We start from the raw sequence: 18,397 nt of genomic DNA, 5'->3' as shown, positions 1-18,397 counted from the left end.
ACGCTTGACACCCACGTTAAATAGTCAATGTTCTTCACTCAATAGCCGTTCTTAGGGTTCAGCTCAGGAAGTGATATTCATCATTTTGATCATAAGTGAAGATAGCGCCATCCCAATGCTTTGAGTAGATGCCGATAATGTCTCTAAGGAAATCCGCATTTCTACTGGAGTATTCACTTAGCGTGTCTTTATATTCCTCAGGATCACATTCCTCAAAGCCTAGAGAGGTTAGCTTTTTACACCGTTCGGTACCGGCTTCAATAGTGCGGGAGTAGGTTTCATATGAAAGACCCGAGCTTCGGACGATAAAGGCGTCATTCTCGTCGAGCCCACCCCAGTTCAAAGGCGCTAGGAGATTTACTATTTTTCCCTCAAAGTGATTATTTACGATGCTTTTCATTGAGGGCGTTTTATGCGTATCGGTCAGTCTGCCGATATATTCGGTTATTGTGGTTTGTGTGTCGACCTGTATGGAGAAGTGTGGTAGGAAATTGGCTTCATCTTCTGAAGTGAGTGTTTTATATAGAGATAATAGGATGTGGTTGGGGTTGAATATGTAAACGCTGATTTTATTTATATTATTTTGTTTTTCTAACTCGACAAACGTCCTGTTGATCTGCTCGGTCCATTGAGGGTTGTGGATCAAGCATTTCCTTATTTCTTCGCGGGTAGTGGCGAGATAGCGAGTGTCTTCTCCGCTCAGCGTCTTCTTGTAATGCTGTCGCGTGTTCCCCTGGTCGCCGCATAATTCGCTGACGAGGGTTTCTTTAACCAGAAGATCGTTGTGCGCGAGGGCGCCGAATTTCAAAACATCCATAATCTCCCATTCATCATGGAAGAGCTTGTCGGCGAACTTCGCCGGATAACCCATTTCGTGGTCATCGTAGGGAACTTCAGGAGGCGCTGCCATAATTTGCTCATGGGCGTCATGCAGCAGCTGTTCGTTATTCTCGGTGTATTTCAAGGTGTCGCGCCATTCTTCCAGGGCGTCACCCTCAAGAAGCGTTTCGAGTTGCATAAGGCAGTACTCTAAATCAAGCTCCACCATCGCAAAGTACAACATGTATGGCATCAACGGTACGCGTTTTATGTAGTCGTCATAGGTTCGAGCAGGTCCTAGCTGCTCGAACAATTTAGTGAATTTTTCGTATTTCTTGCGGCGGTCTAATTCTGGTCTACCTTGGGCGGCGCTGAGTTGAATAAGCACATAGTCTTTGATGCCTTTTGCTGCGCAGGAAGCGATGTATTGCTCAGTCCCAATCCTCAGGTTCTCTAAAGACTGGTAGCGAATTAAATGGTGTTGCGAGCTGAATAATCTGTCTGACCGCACCGGCGCTGGGGTGACAGGTTTAGCATGCGTTGGGTTCCCAGATGTATCAACGGTCAACTGGATTCCGGAAAGTCTGAAGTTTACTCGGGCTACTAGTGAGGAGAAGGGTATCAGCAACTCCTTCCATTCCGTTGAGACAATCAAGATTCTGAGTTCGTCTTCTTTTAGTCCGAGATTTAGTTTGATGCCTTCGATGTACTTTAATATTTCATGAATGGCTTGGCGTGCTGCGGCATTGGTTTTTTTTAACTCAATCAGTACATACTTTCCATTTTTATCGCGGGCCAAAATATCCACAAAACTTCGTGTGCCTTCTGGGTTTGGTAAAAACTTTTCAGTTTTTTCCAATGTGAGGCCCTCTTCAAGAATGTCGAGGTTCTCAGCCAGTTTGTCTCTAATTACAGATTCGTCGACCTTCATTATCTATCCTTGATGTTGCGTTGAGTCAGTCCCTTCGGAGTGCTGGGTGGCATATTGCCACTGATTGTGTGGAGTTCGCTAGTGGGGCTGTTGGTGAGTCCAATGGCCGTTGCCATTGGGCTACGCTCCAGGCGCCTTAAGCTTTACGGAGCAAATGAAACGTTGTTAAACGCCTCAGGGCCGCCGCTGATCCTGCGCCGCCTGCAACACCCGCAGCAAATTTCCGCTCCAGATATTGGCCACCTGCTGCTCGCTACACCCGGCATCCAGCAACCGCTGGGTAATCACCGGCAACTGGCTCACATCTTCCAGCCCGCTTACGCCACCGCCGCCGTCCCAGTCGGCGCCGATACCGACGTGGTCCGGGCCGGCCACTTCCAGCAGGTGCAACAGGTGCTTCATGAACACATCGAGGCTGGCCTTGGGTTGGGCGAAGCGTTGGTTGAGGCTGTCGCGTTCCTGATAGAGCGCCTTGACCTGTTCCGGGCTGAGGGCGGCAAGGTTGTGGAAGCGTGCGCCGAGCGCGGCCATGGCTTTGTTGCGATCCGGGTTGGGCGTGAGGGGGATCAGGTAGTCGCTGTAGGCGTTGACCTGGATTACCCCGCCCTTGGCCGCCAGTTGGCGCACGCGGTTGTCGTCGAGGTTGCGTGGGTGCGGGTTGACCGCGCGGCTGCTGGAGTGGGAGGCGATGAGCGGGGCGCTGGACAGCGCCAGCATCTGGTCGAACACCGCGTCGCTGGCGTGGGACACGTCGAGCAGGATGCCCAGGCGGTTGGCCCGTTGCACCAGGTCGCGGCCCTTGGAGCTCAGGCCTTTCCATTCCGGCAGCGCGGTGGCCGAGTCGGCCAGGTCGTTGTTCATGAAATGCACCAGGCCGAGCATGCGCAGGCCTTGGCGGTAGTAGGTGTCGAGCAACTCGGGATCGGAGCTGAGTGGATCGGCGTTTTCCATGCTGATAAACACCACGCGCTTGCCTTGGGCCGCGATACGCCGGGCGTCGGCGGCGGTCAGGGCCAGGGCGAAGCTGTCGGGGTTGCGGTCGATCACATCGCGGATGCGGGTGAGGGTGGCCAGGCCATAGGCGCTGGCGTAGGCGCGGCCTTCCTCGGTGCGTGGGCCCTGGGGGGTGTAGACGGCGAAGAACCCCCCATCCAGGCCGCCTTCGCGCATGCGCGGCAGGTCGACCTGGCTGCCGTCCTGGCGGTAGTCGTGGCGCTCGAGGATGTTCCAGCCGGGGCGGGTCAGGGTCAGCGGTGTATCCAGGTGGCTGTCCAGCACCAGCAAGCGCTGGTGCAAGGCCAGGGTGGTGGGGCTGACGGCGGTGTCGGCGTGGGCCAACAGTGGCAGCAGGGCGAGCAGCAGCATGTACTTGTTCATGTTCAGAACTCCATGCTCAAGGTGCTTTGGAAGGTGCGCGGCGAACCTGGGCGGAACACGGCGGGGCCGCTGGTGCTGGTGAGGATGTAGCCGAGGTAATCCTTGTCGAACAGGTTGTCGACATTGAAGCGCACCTTCACATTCTTCAGTGGGCCGTAGTGCAGGCGCTCGCCCCCCAGGTCCAGGTAGGCGTTGTACAGGGTGTAGCCGGGCACCGATTCACTGTTGGTGAAGTTGCTGTAGCGCTCGCCGATATAGCGTGCCGAAAAGTTCAGCAGTGCCCATGGCGCCAGCTCATAGGTAACCCCGGCCTGGGCCAGCCAGCGCGGGCTGTCGGGCACCTCGTTGCCTTTGATCGAAAGGCCGCCGGCGTCGTTCCGGAACGTGGAGGTGTTGTAGGTCAGGTTGCCGTTGAGCACCACCTTGTCGGCCAGGACCGGGGGTTTCCATTGCCCGCTCAGCTCGCTGCCGTAGGCCTGCACCTTGCCGACGTTCTGGTAGTAGGTTTCCACCTGGCTGCTGCCGGGCACGGCTGAGGCGAAGGCTTGCAGGCGGTTATCGAAGTCGGTGCGGTACAGCGCCCAGGCCGCGTTGAAGGTCGGCCGGTTGATGCGATAGCCCACCTCGTAGTTCTTCGCCCGCTCCGCCTCCGGTGGCGGCGCGCTGGGGCTGGCCGCGCGGAAGATGTCGTCGGCGCCACGGGGCAGGGCCATGTTTTCCGAATAGGAAGCAAATACCTGGGTGTCATCGGTGAGGTTGTAGACCAGCCCGGCCTGGGGCAGAAAGGCGTCGTTCCACTGGGTGGCCAGGCGCGGCTGGCGGTCGTTGATGTAGTCGCCGGCGTTGCGATAGCCCTCGATGCGGTACTTGAGGTGCAGGCTCTTGAAACCGAACTGCAGGCGCAGACGGTCGTCGAGCAGGGTCCAGGTGTCCTTGAGGTGGTACTGCAACGAATCGCGCGTAGAGCTGAAATCCCCTTGCAGGTGCACCGGCTCATTGAACAACGGCTCGCCGGCCGGGCTGCCGTCGGTGAGGTTGTAGCGCGCCTGCTGGCGGTTGAACACATCGGTCTCGGCCCACACACCGGTGTCGATCTGGTGCTGGCCGATGTCCCATTGCAGCCCGGTGCGCCCGCCGAAGCGATGGCCGCTGAGAGACGACAAGCCGTATTGCACGCCCCGTGGGGCAAACAGGCCATCCACGTTGTTTTCGGCAGTGTGCAGCACCAGGGAAGTGGCGTAGGCCTCCGGGGACACGCCAAAGCCTTTCTTGGCCTCGTAGTAGAGGGTGGTGTAGTTGAGCAGGTCCGGGCGGATCTCGAACTGGCCGCCCAGGCTGTACAAGGTGTCGCGGCGCTGGTTCACCGCCTGTTTGTAGAACTGGTTGTAGTGGGTGTTGCTGTAGCGCACGCCGGGCACGCTCTCGGGTAAGTCGGGCAGGCTGCCGAGGTAGGCGAAGTAACGGCCCGAGCGACCGAACGGGTCATTGGCGCTGCCGTCGTACTGGGCGCTGCTCACGTAGGGCGAGTCGTAGTCGTAGAACGCGTTGTGCACGGCGCGCAGCCACACCTCGTCACGTTCACCGAAGCGATAGCGCACCTTGGCTTCCAGGTGTTCACGGTCGATGGTGCCGGGGCCGCGCCACAGGTCGCCGTCGATTTTCGAGCGGCTGAAATACGCCGACAGGCCCTGGTACTCGCCGCTTTGCAGCTTGACGAAACTGCGCCGCAGGCTGTCGCTGCCGAGGGTGTAGGACAGGCTGGCGCCCGGCTCGAGGGTGGGATTGCTGGTCTGGTAATCCACATACGGGCCCAGGGACGCATAGCCCGATTGCGACACGTCGCCCGCGCCGGTGGAGGCGGTGACCCGCTCGGTGTTTTCATTGTCGACGTAGCGATAGATCGGGCTGCCGCCGAACTGATCGGTACGGCCCAGGGGCACACCGTCGATGGAAAAGCCGATCTGCTGCAGGTTGAAGGCGCGCACGAATACCGAGTTGCCGAACTCATACAGGCCCAGCGCATCGTTGACCTGCACGTTGAAGCCGGGCAGCGCCTCGAGCATTTTCAGCCCCGAAGTGCCGGCCGGCGCCGACAGCAACGCCTGGTGCGAGATGCTCAGGGTATTGCTGACTCTGTCTTCGCCGATGGCGGCGCTGGCTTCGGTCACGCGGGCACCGACCACCTCGACTTTGCTCAGTTGCGGTTCGGTGGAATCGGCGGCCTGCGCCGCCCAGCTTGAATCGGCGACCAGCAGGCTGGCCAGCAGGGTCTTGCGGTACTGAGCAATCATTGTCTGTCCTTGGCAAAGGTGTGGCGTTAAAGCCCGGCGTGGGCTTGGGCGAGAAACCCGGGCTGGGCCCACTCGTGCACGCTGAAGTCGTTCTGCAGGAAGCCGCGTTGCACCAGGAAGTCCTTCTTCAGCTCCAGGGCCGCCAGGTTCTGCGGCGCCAGGTTCGGCACAAAATCCAGCTCGGCAATGGCGCGGCGGATAAACCCGGCGTCCGGCAGGAAGGTCACGCGGGTGAACAGCTCGGCGGCGGCATCGCGGTGCTGGTTGATCCAGCGCCCGGCGCGGATCGCGGCGCGCAGGAACGCCACGACCACCTGGGGATGCTCTTCGGCAAAGGCGCGGTTGACGGTGGTGGCGTAGGGGCCGTTGTGGTTTTTCAGGGTCCAGTCCGGGTAGCGTTCCAGGTCTTCGATTACCGTGAATTCACCGCTGGCGAGCAGCGCCGGCACGTGCCCGGCGGCGACATGCAGCGCATCCACACGGCCTTCGGCCAGGGCCTGCACCTCATGCCCGGGTTGGCCGTGCAGCCCATGCAGTTGCGACCAGAACGCCGAAGGCCGCACCGCCGGCAGCAAGGTCTGCGGATCACCTTCATCCTCCAGCTCGATCAAGCGCACTTGCGACGGCTCCAGCCCGGCCAGTTGCAGGGCATTGAACAGGCCATGCTCGGCCAGCGCCTTGAGCACATCGACCCGCGCCGTGTTGCGGCTCACCGGCACGCCGATGCGCTTGCCGAACAGGTCGGCGACCTGGCGGATACGCCCCTCGGCACGCACCAGGATCTGCCCGGCGCGCTGGGTGGCGGTGCTGGCCACCAGCAGCGTATCGGCCTGGTCGGCGCGCGCCCACAAGGCCGGCACCGCGCCGCCGTCGCGAATCAAGCGCGCTTCGCCATGGGTGAAGTGCGGCAGCCAACCGAGGTTATCGGGCAGTGAGCGCAGGTAGATCGCGTCGGCGCCGACGCGTTGGTATTCCTCGTCCAGCCAACCGAGTTCAACGGCAATGTTGGATGCGACCAGCAGCGGGCAAATGCTGTAGTGGGTGGGCAGTGTTTGGCTCATGGCAGACTCCTTGGGGAATGGGGGGTGGCGCTCAGGCGTTCGAGGCCTTGTTGCAGGTCGGCGAGCAGGTCCTCGACGGCTTCAAGGCCCACGTGCAGGCGCAGCAGCACGCCCGCTTCAATCTGTGCCGAAGGGTGGCGTTGCTGTTGGCGAATCAGGCTCTCGAAACCGCCCCAGCTGGCGCCCATGGCGAACAACTGCAGGCTTTCCAGGAAGGCCTTGGTTTGGGGCTCGAAATGCGGCTTGAGGACCACGCCGAACAGCCCGGTGGAGCCGAGGAAGTCGCGCTTGAACAAGTCGTGCCCGATGGCCCCCGGCAGCGCCGGGTGCAGCACCTGGGCCACTTCGGGACGCTGTTGCAGCCACTGCGCGACGGTGAGCGCCGAGCGCTGGTGCTGGCGCAGGCGTACACCCAGGGTGCGCAGGCCACGCAGGCCCAGGTAGGCGTCGTCGGCGCTGGCGATATAGCCCAGTTGACGGACGGTCTCGCGCACCGTCGAATACAGGGTCTGGGTGGTGACGATCACGCCGAGCATGGCGTCGCTATGGCCCACCAGGTACTTGGTGGCGGCATGAATCGAGATGTCCACGCCATGGGCGAACGCCTTGAAGAACAGCGGCGTGGCCCAGGTGTTGTCGAGCATCAGCAGTGCGCAGTGGGCATGGGCGACGCGGGCCAGGGCGGGAATGTCCTGGACCTCGAAGGTGCTGGAACCGGGTGCTTCGGCGTACACCAGGCGCGTATTCGGGCGCAGCAACCCGGCGATGTCGGCACCGAGCATCGGCGCGAAGTACGTGGCCTCAATGCCATAGCGCGGCAGGATCTGGTCGAACACCTGGCGCGCATGCCAATAGCAATTGTCGGTCACCAGGATATGGTCGCCGGCCCGCGCCACCGCCAGCACCGCGCCGACAATCGCCGCCAGCCCGCTGGGCATGATCAGCCCGCGAAAGCCGCCTTCCAGCTGCGCCACGGCGTCTTCGAAGGCGGCGGTGGTGGGGTTGCCGTTACGGCCGTAGATATGCCCGCGATAGTGCGGGTCGGCGGCCTGTTGCAGGTGGTTTTCGAGAGTGCCGGTGTCGGGCCAGATAAAGGTCGAGCTGCGATACACCGGGGTGTTGACGCTGCCTTCGTGGCTGGCGGGGTCGCGTCCCAACTGGGTCAGCAGGGTATCGTCATGCATGGGGTCAGTGCTCATGTGCGCTCCAGCCGTTTGGCCAGGCGGGAGAGGGGGTAGATGTAGACAAAGAAGGCGATGAACACCAAGCCGTAGGCGGGCAGCAGCAGGTCGTTGCGCAGTTGGGTGGACAGGTGCGATTGCACGGTGGTCATCAGCTCTTCCACCCCCAGCAGGTTGGCCAGGGAGGTGGACATGGTCACCTCGCAATACAGGTTCATCCACGGCGCCATCAGGCTCGGCAGGGTCTGCGGGATGATCACGTAGCGCAGCGCCTGGCCGTGATGCATGCCCAGGGCCTGGGCGGCTTCCCATTGCCCCATCGGCACCGCGCGCACGGCGCCGCGCACGATCTCCGAGACATAGCCCACAGCGGGCAAGGCCAGGCCCAGCGCGACCTTGAGCCAATCCGGCAATTGCCACCAGCGCCCGGCCCAGTGCACTTCATAGGGCAACAGGTAGGCCACGTAGAACATCACCACCAGCCACGGCAGGTTGCGCAGCAGGCGGCTCAGGTGCCCGGCACCACGACGCAGGCGCGGCCGGGCGCTGACCTGCAGGCTGCCGAGCACGACACCGGCCAGCGTGGCCACCAGCATCGCGGTGACGCCCATCAGGATATTCAGGCCGAAGCCTTGCAGCAGCGCCGGCGCCCACTGCCACAACAGTGCGGGCCAGGACGGTTCAGGCAGCATCGGGCAACTCCTGGCCTGGCAGGCGAAGGTGGTTTTCCAGGCGGCGCAGCAGCCAACTGCTGGTGCCGATCAGCAGCAACCAGACCAGCAACAGCACCTGCATCATCTCGGCGACGTTGAAGTTGTCCGACCAGATCCGATTGCTCGCATAGAGCAATTCCGGCACCGCAATCGCGTAGGCAATCGAGGTCGACTTGATGGTTTGCACCACCGTATTGCCCATGGCCGGCAGGCTGTTGCGCAGCGCCAGCGGCAGCACGATATGGCGCAGTACCGTGGCGCCCTGCATGCCGAGGGCGGCGGCCGCGTCGAGGGTGGCGCGGGGCACGGCATCGATCCCGGCGCGCAGGTTCTCGGCCTGGAACGCACCGCTGTGCAGGGCGATCACGATGATCGCCCATTGCGTGCCGTTGAGCAGCCGCACGCTGGTGTCGTCCGCCAGCGGCAGCCAGGCGCCGACGCCGAAGTAGAAAAAGAACAGCTGCACCAACAACGGCGTGTTGCGAAACAACGCGACGTACCCCGCGCTCAACCGGCGCCACAGCGAGCGGCGCGAACCCAGGCCGGCAGCCCCCCACACACCCATCACCAGGGACAGGGCAATACTCGCCACCGACAGCAACAGTGTCAGGCCAAGGCCGAGCAGGAAGCGCTGGCGGTCCATCGGGTCCCACAGGATGCTCAGCGACAGGCCATGCTGTTCCAGCCACAGGCGCAGGTTGGCCTCACTCATGGCTGGCCCGCGCATGCTGCTGCGCTACCCAGGCATTCGGCGCCAGGCCGTAGCGCTGTTCCAGGCCGATGATCACGCCCTGGGCATGCCAGCCTTCGACAATACTCGACACCGCCGCCAACAACGCCGGCTGGCCCTTGCGCAAAGCAATGCCCCACGGCGCCGGGTCCTGGCCCGGCAGTTTGACCTCGTAGTCGGCCCATTCCGGCTGGCGCGCCAGGGCGCTGTACAACGCATCGTCACCCATCGCCCCCAGGCAACGGCTGTCGGCCACCGCCTTGCGCACTTCGGCCGTGCCGTTGAACGAGGCGAACTGCACGCCGTAGCGCGTTTCAAACGGGCGCACCCACACACTGGTGGCGGGCGCACACAGGGTCTTGCCGCGCAGGCTTTGCCAGTCCGGCACGGCGGTGCTTTTCGGCGCAAACACCGTGGCGGCCGAGCTGTAGAAACCGGGAACGGCAAAATCCACTTCGCGCCGCCGTGCGGGGGTGTCGAGCAGGGACGTGACCAGCACCTCGCAACGGCCCTGTTCGAGGAACAGCAAGCGGTTGAGCGGATTGACTTGCACAAGTTGCAGCTTGAGCGGCTGGCCGACCTTGGCAGACAGCTGCTGTTGCAGGTCGACGATCAGGTCCAGGATCAACCCGCCGGGCTTGCCTTGGGCATCGAAGGTCTTGAAGGGGGGGAATTCGTCGCTGGTGCAGACGTTGAGGGTGCCACGGGATTGGGCGCGTTCCAGCAGGGGTTCGGCGTGGGTGTGGAGTGCGCCGAATGCAAAAATAACCAACAGCGCCCGCTGCCAAAGTGACCTGTCGTAAGGGCCGGGGGCAAGTCGAATCGTCGCACCGTCCCTTCCACTTTTATCAGGGCGATGAGCGAGCGCACTCATGTCGCACTCCAGCCCAGGCGCGACCGCTGCGCCGCGCCGCTGGGAAAGGGCTGCGGCGTACCGAGCTGCTGCGCCAGGAAGGTCAGGTAGGCCGCCTCTTCCAGGTTCACCAACAACCGCGTCGCTGCCAGCACGTCCCGCTCCGACCAGGCAAACGGCCCGTGATTGGCCAGCAATGCCGCCGGCGCACGCGGATGTTCGCGTAACACCGCCACCACCGGCTCCGGCGCATACCGCGGCCCCCACGCCGTCAGCGGCACCTCCTGGTCTTCATCCAGAATGCCCAGCAACTGCGTGGCATGGGGGCGCAACGCTCGCCCGGCAATCGCGAAGGCGGTGAGGTACGGCGAGTGCGTGTGAATCACCGCATTCACCAAGGGTCGCTCGCGGTAGATCGCCACGTGCAGCGCCGCCACTTCCCTGAGGTTATCGGTGAGGCTGCCCTGGCTGTGTTGCAGGTCGAAGTCGACAATCGCCGCCACGCCACTGTCGGCGCCGCTGAGCGAGGCGATCACCAGCCGTGCTTCGCCGGGAATACGCAGGCTGATATTGCCCGCCTCATTGCTCGACAACACCTGGTGCTTGATCAGCAGCTGCTTGGCCAGGGCAAAGTCGTGTTCGAACACTTGGGTAAAACGCACAGGATCAAAGCTCATGGGAACTCCTTGGTTGAGTCAGAAGCGGTAGTCGGCTTTCACGTAGTAGAAGGCGCCTTCGGCACCGGCCGGGGAGATGCTCTGGTAGGCCACGCGCCCGCCGACAAAGCGGTTGGCCACGTCGATCTTGCCCGGGTAACTGTCGAAAATATTGTTGCCGCCCAGGGTCAGGGTGAGCGCCTGGCTGATGTCGTAGGACAGGCTGGCGTTGCTCACCCATTGCGCCGAAAAGGTCTGGTCGCGGGCTTCGCCCAGGTTGGAATCGAGGGTGTAGGTGCCGTAGCGAATCGTGTTGACGCTCGCCTGCCAGGCGCCCTTGCGCCAGTCGGCACCGAGAATCAGCTTGCTGTTGGGCGAGGCACTTTCCACATAGCTCAGGGCTTCGCGATTGATCAGGGTGATGCCGGTGCCGGCCAGCGGGCCGGGGTTGTCCTTGATGTCGGTGACCTGGGTCTTGCTGTAGTTGAAGGCGCCGTTGAGGGTCAACTGGCTGGCGTCGGCCAGGTCCAGGCGATAGTGGGCGGCGAGGTCCACGCCGCTGGTCTTGGTGTCGAGTGCGTTGGTGAAAAAGCTCACCCCGGAGTAGTTGCCATAGCCTTGGTTGGCGAGGATCTGGCTGACCTGGGTGCCGCTGAGGGTTTCCGACAGGGCAATGCGGTCCTTGATGCGGATGTGGTACGCATCGAGGCTGACACTTGCACGCTCGAGCGGCTGCCAGACCACGCCGAGGGACAGGCTGGTGGATTTTTCCGGCTTCAGGTCACTGGCGCCCAAGGCGCGGGCGACCGGGGTGTTCACGCTGACGGTGCCGACCTGGTAGGCGGTGGGGTCGCCGGCCTTGAACTCGGTCTGGGTCGCCGAGGTACCGATCTGCCCCAGGGTGGGCGCGCGGTAGCCGCTGCTCAGGGTCGAGCGCAGGCCCCACTGCGGGGTGAAGTCGTAGCGCGCGGAGAACTTGCCGGTGCTGGTGGTACCGAAGTCGTCGTAGTGCTCGCTGCGCCCGGCCAGGCCCAGTTGCAGTTTGTCGGTGACTTGCTGCTCCAGGCCCAGGTAGCCGCCGAACACATGGCGGGCGTAGCGGCCTTCGTCGCTGTCCTGGGTGCCGGGGAAGCCCTGGGCGCCGCCGGCGCGGGCGGGCAGGGCGCTGCCGTGGGTCCAGGAGGCGAGGTCGCCGGCGATCACTTCATAGGCTTCGTTGCGCCACGCCAGGCCGCTGGAGAACACCAGCGGGCCTACGCCCCAGCCGACCTTGAGTTCCTTGATGTGGTCCAGGCCAAGGTTGGTTTGCTCATTGACCAGCGCCCCGGCATTGAAGCTCGTAGGGCTCGCGGCGCCGAGGCTGGCGTTGAGCGAATCGCTGAGGTGATAGTCGATGCGGTTGCGCCCGTAGTTGGCACTGAGGTCAAAGCTGCCAAGTTGCTCATCGCGAATCTTCACGCCGCCGGTGACCGAGGCATCCCGCGAGCGTACGTCGAGCAGTGGCAGGAAACCGTTGGGGTACACGGTCACTAGGTTGTTGGGGTCGATGGGGCGGCGAAAGGTTGCCTGGGATTCGCCGGTACGGTCCTGGTAGGTGGCGAAGCCGTACAGGTCGACGGTGTCGCTCAGGGACAGGCCGCTGTTCAGCGCCAGGTTCCAGTCCTCGAGGCCCGGCGAGCCGTAGCGCCAATGGCGGTCGGCATCCGCTTCACGGGCGTCGCCGCTGGGGTAGAACTGCCGGCCATCGGTGCCGCCGGTGGAGGTGCGTTCGCTGCGCAGGCCTTCGCCGCTGAGGGTGAGGAAACCATCGCCGGGCAAGGTGAAACCGCTCCAGCCGCCCACCGACCGGCGAAAGCCATCGCCCTTGGTGTACTGGCCGAAGGTGCTTTGCACGGCGCCGCCGTGGTCCTGCTCCTTGAGCACGATATTGACCACCCCGGCGATTGCATCCGAGCCGTATTGGGCCGAGGCGCCATCACGCAGCACTTCGATATGGTCGACGGCGCTGACGGGAATCGTCGACAAGTCCACCGCCTGTGAGCCACGCCCCAGGGTGGCCTTGGTGTTGACGAACGCTGAGGCATGCCGACGCTTGCCATTGACCAGCACCAGCACCTGGTCGGCCGCCAACCCGCGTAACGACACCGGCCGCTGCGACGACACGCCATCGGTGCCGTTGACCTGCGGGTAGTTCACTGACGGCACCAGGGTTTCCAGGGCCTTGGCCAGGTTATCGGTGCCGGCGCGCTGCAACTGCTCGCTGCTGATCACATCCACGGGCGCCGCGCTTTGCAGCGCGGTGACGTCGCTGCGCCGGGTGCCGATCACCTCCACGGATTTCAAGCGTGGCGCCAGCGGTTCGATGTTGGCCGCCGCTGCCGGGCTGGCCAGACGATGGATCAACACTGCACCGCTGGCCGTCTGGCTGAAGCCCAACGGGGAGCCGCCCAAGGCAATGCCCAGCGCCTGTTCCTGGCTCAGTCGGCCCTGGATCGCGCGGCTCCCACGGCCTTCCACCAGCGGCGGGTCGAAGGCGATAGGGTGGCCGCTTTGCTGGGAGATGCTCAGCAGCACCTCATCCAGGGGGCCTGCGGGGATATTGAAGTCAATCACCCGTTGTACCGTCGCCGCGTCGTTTTGCGCCAACGCCAGGCTCGGCAGCGTCAGCCCGCCCATGGCCAATGCACACGCCAAAGGCGCCAGGGTGAATCCTGTTTTCAACATGCCAATCTGCTCCGGGTCGTGATGTTCTTTACGACCTTGAGCAACTTCGCGTGTGGATTTTCACTACTAAGTTAGAACGATTAGTTGGGTGTCTAGATGATTTAGTTGCGCTTATAAGCTTCGATCAAATAGGTCTAAGTGCGCAGTGAAAATATAAGGGACTATCTGCACAAGGGTACTGACAGCCAGAACGGGTTGTCCGCGCAAAGCATACAACGTTCACCGCGATGAACGTGTACGGCGGTCTGCACGCTTACGGAGAAGCTCATCAGGAGACAGATGCCCATGTCTGAAGTGCAAGTTCTACAGGTTCATGTCCAACGACCTAGCCGTTCGGTCAGTTGTGGCGAAAAAACGTTTCAGCTTAGCCTTCTCGCGGTAATCAAAGGAGGAGATTGCTATGTCTGAAGCCCTGGCTATTCGTTGCGAAAACACCGTGCCGCGCAGCATGGTGCACCGTGCCGCCGTCAGCGAAGTGTTCCTGACCGGCGCGGAACTGGTAAAGGAAGGACACTTTCGCTGCAGCGCCCAACTACCGCGTACCCACAGTTACTTCAGTGAACATACCCACCGCGCCGCACACTACGACATGCTGTTATTGCTGGAAGTATTCCGCCAGGCGTCAATTTATATCTCCCATGCGTTCCTCGACGTCAGCGCCCAGGACAAGTTTATCTACTTGGACAGTGTGACGCGCGTGACGGACCGGAGTTTATTGGTGGTGGGGGATCGTCCGGCATCCGCCGAGATCGATGTCTACGTGGTAGATGAATACCTGCGCCACGGCGAGCGCAGTGGCGTGACCCTGAACATGTCCCTGAGCATCAATGGCGAAGTGGCTGCACGCCACGAACGCATGAGCATTCGCTGGATGAGCGGCGCGGCCTGGAACAAGATGCGTGCCCGTGGCCTGGCGGCGATTCCCGCCAACGCCGACCCATTGGCACAGTTGCCGCCACCCTTGAGTCCATCCGCCGTAGGGCGTCACTGGCTGAACAATGTGGTGCTCGGCCGTGAACTGGAGCAGGGCGCCGCGACGCTGGTGGCGCCGCTGATCGTCGACCTGAACAATCCGGCGATCTTCGACCACCCCCTCGACCATATCCCCGGCATGCTGTTGCTCGAAGGCTTCCGCCAAGTGGCGCTGGTGGCGGCGGACCGGCAGTTGCAGGTCGGCCCCGAGCAGTTGCTGTTATCCAGCTGCCATGTGGTGTTTACCCGCTTCGGTGAGTTTGGTTTGCCAACCCAGGTGCGTGCGGACCTGACCTCCCTGGCCCGTGACGAACATGGTTGCATCACCGTGGCGCTGGAGGTCGAGCAGGGCGGCGCGGTGATTGCCACCGCTGAGCTCGAGTTGCTGCCGTTGGTCGCCAGCCAACCCTTGGCCCTGGTGGCGGGAGGTGTGCGATGAGCGACCTGCAATTTATCTGGTTCGATTTCGGTGGCGTGCTGTCGCCGCCGATTCCGGCGCTGTTCGAGCAATACCAGGTCAAGACCGGCCTGGCCCCGCACGTGCTGCAACAGGCCATGGGCGATGTGGCCGATGAGTTGGGCGTGCCCATGCTCGCGCCGGTGGAGAGTGCCTTGCTCACCGAGCGCGAGTGGGGCGAGCGCCTGGCGCAGGCCCTGCGCCGCCGTGACCCGCAGGTCGATTTATCCCGCGCTCACCTGCACACCTTCGGCGCGCAATGGTTCGCCGGGGTGCCGGCCAATGCGCCGCTGGTGGCCGCCGTGCGCGCACTCAAGCGTGCCGGTTTTCGCGTCGGCATCCTCACCAACAACGTGGTGGAGTGGGAGCGGCATTGGCGGGCGATGGTGGGCCTGGATGAGGTGGTGGACCTGATTGTCGATTCCAGCCGGGAGCGCAGCCGCAAGCCTGAGCCGGCGTTCTTCCAGGTGGCGACCGCGCGCTCGGGCGTCGCACCGCAGCACAGCCTGTTGATCGACGACGTCGCGGAAAACATCGAAGCCGCCGCCGCGCTTGGCTGGCAAGTGCTGCACTTCATCGACAACCACCAGGCGCTCGCCCAACTGCAGCGCCTCACCGGTGTCAGCCTGTTGCAACCTGCCGTGGAGCCTGCCTGATGAATATCGCCGTGATCGCCAGACCCGAGGTCACCGTGGCGCGCATCCCGCAGTTGGATGCACCGCCGGCCTATCAACCCGCCAGCCCCGCCAATGGCCTGCCGAGGATTCTGCTGCCCAGCGGCCACCTGGCCTTTCACCTGACCCGTTACGAACACGTGCAGGCGCTGCTGCTGGATAACCGCGCGATACGCGCGCCGTGCAACGAAGAGGACGGCGCGAGCTTTTTGCCGACCATCACGCCGCCTGAACTGCTGCTCAACAATGACATCCCCGACCATGGTCGCCTGCGCAAGGTGGTGGCCCGGGACTTCAGCCCCAGTGGCGTGGCGTTGCTGCGCGACAAGGTGGAACACGCCACCCATGAACGCCTCGATGTACTGCAACGCCAGGCGCCCGGCGCCGATCTGTTTGCCCAGGTGCTTGACCACATCCCCGCCACCGTGGATTGCCAGTTGCTCGGCATCCCCTTGAGTGACCGCGAGTATTACCGGCCCCTCAGCCACACCGTGCAGGTGGCGTCGGACGCCGATGTGCCGGAACTGCTGAACCAGTTCTGGGGCGTGTACAACTACCTGACGGACCTGGTCACCGGTGCGCGGCCCACCGATCCCGATGGGCTGATCCAGCGCTTCGTCGCGACCCGCGCCGACAGCGAGCCGCCGCTCAACGACAAGGAGCTGGTGGGCATCCTCCTGGGGGTATTGATCGGCGGCGACCAGAACATCCTCACCGTGCTGACCAAATCGGTGTACACCCTGTTGGCGGCCCCCGAGCTGTGGCAGCAATTGGTCGACGATCCGGGGCTGATCCCGGAGGCGGTCGAGGAGCTGCTGCGCCTGATTCCCCTGGGCACCATCTCGACCTTTCCGCGCCTGGCCAGCGTCGACCTGGAAGGGCCGTGGGGGCTGATTCCCGCAGGCAGCATCATTTACGCCGATGCGTTTGCCGCCAACCGTGATCCGGCGGCGTTCCCCGAGCCCCTGGCGATTCGCCTGGACCGCAAGGGCGCGCGGCATTTGCAGTTCGGCTACGGCATGCACAACTGCATGGGCGCCGCCCTGGCGCGCCTGGAAATCACCACGGTGCTGCAGATTCTCGTGCAGCGCTTCCCGAACCTGCGCCTGGCGGTGCCGGCGGACCAGGTGCCCTGGGTCGACGGCATCATCCTGCGCCGTCCTGCCCGCTTGCCGGTGCACGGCTTCACTTCAACCTGACCTTGGAAGGACCCATGAAAACGACCTTTGCCGATACGGCTTTACTGACCATCATCCTGCTGGCGATTTTCGTCGTGCCCAGTTCCATCTCGGGTACGGCGCTCGCGTTGCCGGCCATCGGCGCCGACATCCAGGCGCCGTTGACCAGCCTGCAATGGGTGGTCAATGCGTTCAACCTGGCGTTTGCCTGCTTCACCCTGGCGTGGGGCGCGCTGGCGGATCGGCTCGGGCGCAAACGCTGTTTTGTCGCAGGCGCTTCGCTGTACGTGGTGGCCTCGGTGCTGTCCGCCGTGGCCGAGAGCGCCTGGCTGCTGGATGCGGCGCGGGGGCTGGCGGGCATCGGGGCGGCGGCGATCTTTTCCTGCGGCATCGCGATTTTGTCCACCCACTTCAGCGGCCCGGCGCGGCTGCGCGCGTTTGCCCTGTTCGGCACCGTTGCCGGCCTGGGCGTGAGCCTGGGCCCGACCTTGTCCGGCCTGCTGCTGGACAGCGTCGGCTGGCGCGCGATTTTCTGGGCCCATGGGGTGACCCTGGTGATCGTGCTGCTGGGCAGCCCGTTGATTACCCGCGATGGCGTGTTGGCTGAGCGCACCGCGCGCTTCGATGTGCCGGGGGCGACGCTGTTTGTGCTGGCATTGCTGGCGCTGATGGTGGCGATTGTGCAGGGCTCGCAATGGGGCTGGAGCAGCCGCGGTGTACTCGGCCTGGTGGCGCTCGCCGTGGTGCTGTTGGCGGTATTCACCTGGCAGGAGCGCCGCCACCTGCAGCCGATGCTCGACCTGTCGCTGCTGGCGCGCGGGCCCTTTGTCGGCCTGGCGCTGGTCACCGTGGCGGCGTCGTTCGGCTTTGTGACCTTGCTCACGTACCTGCCGAGCTACCTGTTCGGCGTGCTGCAATTGAGCGCAACCCATGCGGGCCTGGCGATGTTGCTGCTGACGGTGCCGATGCTGTTTTGCCCGATCCTGGCGGGCAAGTGGGCGGCACGCGGGGTCTCGGCGATCGGCATTCTCAAGGCCAGCCTGATTGCGTTGCTGGTCGGTGTGGTGGCGTTGGCGCTGGTCAGCCAGGTCGGTGTGGCGCTGTGGCAACTGGCAGTGCCGCTGTTGCTGGTGGGCATCGGCATGGGCCTGTCGGCCGGGCTGGTGGATGGCCTGGCGCTCAAGACCGTGCCGGAGCAAAAGGCCGGGATGGCGGCGGGCCTGCTCAACACCTTCCGCCTGGGCAGTGAAGCGATTGCGGTGGCCTTGTATGGCTCGCTGCTGGCGACCTTGCTCGACAGCCAGTTGCGCGGCACGTTGAGCCGCCTGGCGCCTGACCCGGCGACCCTGCAACGCTGGATCGACGACGTCGCCGCCGGCAACCTCACCGGTGGCCTGCAAGCCCTGGGCGCGGAGCAAGCCGCGACGGTGCACAGCCTGTTTATCGGCGGCTATGACAGCGCCTTCCACGGCGTGCTCTGGGCGCTGGCGGCGATCCTGCTGGTGCTGACCGTGGCGGTCACCTGGCTGGTGCGCCCATTGCGCGAACAGGAACGCAGCGAGGCGCAATTGGCCACGCACTGAGCCACGCGCCGTACCGCCTGCGACAGCCGCAGGCGGTGCTTTGGCGTGCCCGTAAAAGCGCCGAAAGTTATGCAAAAAATGCAGCTTGATGGCTTTTTTTATTCTTTTATCTGGTGAAGCCCCCTGGGGCAAACTGGACTCACCTGCCCGGACGCAGGTCTACCTCAAACCGACAGGCCCACCACCACTTGTCCGCT

General features: G+C 63.4%; 14 protein-coding genes. 4 read left to right on the top strand and 10 right to left on the bottom strand.

Annotation, left to right across the window (positions count from 1 at the left end; all coding sequences use genetic code 11):
- Positions 1 to 58: 58 nt before the first annotated feature.
- The 10 genes from BM416_RS01750 to BM416_RS01705 all read right to left on the bottom strand — a co-directional run bounded on the left by BM416_RS01750 (position 59) and on the right by BM416_RS01705 (position 13,336).
- Positions 59 to 1,750, bottom strand: coding sequence for an endonuclease NucS domain-containing protein (locus tag BM416_RS01750; RefSeq protein WP_092484653.1), 1,692 nt, complete (start codon positions 1,748 to 1,750; stop codon positions 59 to 61).
- Between the two features lie 174 nt (positions 1,751 to 1,924).
- Positions 1,925 to 3,127, bottom strand: coding sequence for a dipeptidase (locus BM416_RS01745; RefSeq protein WP_092484650.1), 1,203 nt, complete (start codon positions 3,125 to 3,127; stop codon positions 1,925 to 1,927).
- Positions 3,128 to 3,129: 2 nt separating this feature from the next.
- On the bottom strand, positions 3,130 to 5,418 hold the full coding sequence (locus BM416_RS01740; protein ID WP_092484647.1) for a TonB-dependent receptor: 2,289 nt from the start codon (positions 5,416 to 5,418) through the stop codon (positions 3,130 to 3,132).
- A gap of 26 nt (positions 5,419 to 5,444) precedes the next feature.
- Positions 5,445 to 6,479 carry an ABC transporter substrate-binding protein gene (locus BM416_RS01735; protein ID WP_092484644.1) on the bottom strand — a complete coding sequence of 345 codons (1,035 nt, stop codon included), beginning with the start codon at positions 6,477 to 6,479 and terminating at the stop codon, positions 5,445 to 5,447.
- The gene (gene metC / locus BM416_RS01730) at positions 6,476 to 7,678 is read right to left on the bottom strand and encodes a cystathionine beta-lyase (RefSeq protein WP_092484641.1); all 1,203 of its coding nucleotides are present in this window, start codon (positions 7,676 to 7,678) and stop codon (positions 6,476 to 6,478) included. The genes BM416_RS01735 and metC overlap by 4 nt, the downstream gene beginning before the upstream one ends.
- Positions 7,675 to 8,352, bottom strand: coding sequence for an amino acid ABC transporter permease (locus tag BM416_RS01725; protein ID WP_092484638.1), 678 nt, complete (start codon positions 8,350 to 8,352; stop codon positions 7,675 to 7,677). Before BM416_RS01725 ends, metC begins: the two co-directional genes overlap by 4 nt.
- Complete coding sequence (locus BM416_RS01720) at positions 8,342 to 9,085, bottom strand: amino acid ABC transporter permease (protein WP_092484635.1); 744 nt, start codon at positions 9,083 to 9,085, stop codon at positions 8,342 to 8,344. The genes BM416_RS01725 and BM416_RS01720 overlap by 11 nt, the downstream gene beginning before the upstream one ends.
- The gene (locus BM416_RS01715; protein WP_175539022.1) at positions 9,078 to 9,875 is read right to left on the bottom strand and encodes a transporter substrate-binding domain-containing protein; all 798 of its coding nucleotides are present in this window, start codon (positions 9,873 to 9,875) and stop codon (positions 9,078 to 9,080) included. The genes BM416_RS01720 and BM416_RS01715 overlap by 8 nt, the downstream gene beginning before the upstream one ends.
- 98 nt (positions 9,876 to 9,973) lie before the next feature.
- A complete protein-coding gene (locus BM416_RS01710) occupies positions 9,974 to 10,633 on the bottom strand; it encodes a class II aldolase/adducin family protein (protein WP_092484629.1) in 660 nt (219 codons plus the stop codon).
- Positions 10,634 to 10,651: 18 nt separating this feature from the next.
- Positions 10,652 to 13,336: a TonB-dependent receptor gene (locus tag BM416_RS01705; protein WP_092484626.1), complete on the bottom strand. Its 2,685-nt coding sequence runs from the start codon at positions 13,334 to 13,336 to the stop codon at positions 10,652 to 10,654.
- A gap of 400 nt (positions 13,337 to 13,736) precedes the next feature.
- On the opposite strand from BM416_RS01705, the gene BM416_RS01700 reads away from it, so the two are divergent.
- From BM416_RS01700 to BM416_RS01685, 4 genes are read left to right on the top strand one after another with little or no spacing between them, the layout of a single operon-like run.
- The gene (locus BM416_RS01700; RefSeq protein ID WP_092484623.1) at positions 13,737 to 14,747 is read left to right on the top strand and encodes a ScbA/BarX family gamma-butyrolactone biosynthesis protein; all 1,011 of its coding nucleotides are present in this window, start codon (positions 13,737 to 13,739) and stop codon (positions 14,745 to 14,747) included.
- Positions 14,744 to 15,421 (top strand): HAD family hydrolase, encoded by a 678-nt coding sequence (locus BM416_RS01695; protein WP_027606695.1) that lies wholly within the window; start codon positions 14,744 to 14,746, stop codon positions 15,419 to 15,421. The genes BM416_RS01700 and BM416_RS01695 overlap by 4 nt, the downstream gene beginning before the upstream one ends.
- On the top strand, positions 15,421 to 16,638 hold the full coding sequence (locus BM416_RS01690) for a cytochrome P450 (protein ID WP_092484620.1): 1,218 nt from the start codon (positions 15,421 to 15,423) through the stop codon (positions 16,636 to 16,638). Before BM416_RS01695 ends, BM416_RS01690 begins: the two co-directional genes overlap by 1 nt.
- 14 nt (positions 16,639 to 16,652) lie before the next feature.
- Positions 16,653 to 18,200 carry an MFS transporter gene (locus tag BM416_RS01685; RefSeq protein ID WP_092484616.1) on the top strand — a complete coding sequence of 516 codons (1,548 nt, stop codon included), beginning with the start codon at positions 16,653 to 16,655 and terminating at the stop codon, positions 18,198 to 18,200.
- The last annotated feature ends 197 nt before the right edge of the window (positions 18,201 to 18,397 follow it).

It is taken from the genome of Pseudomonas sp. NFACC42-2 (assembly GCF_900116055.1).
Classification (GTDB): domain Bacteria; phylum Pseudomonadota; class Gammaproteobacteria; order Pseudomonadales; family Pseudomonadaceae; genus Aquipseudomonas; species Aquipseudomonas marginalis.
This window is presented reverse-complemented; position numbering and strand designations above follow the sequence as displayed.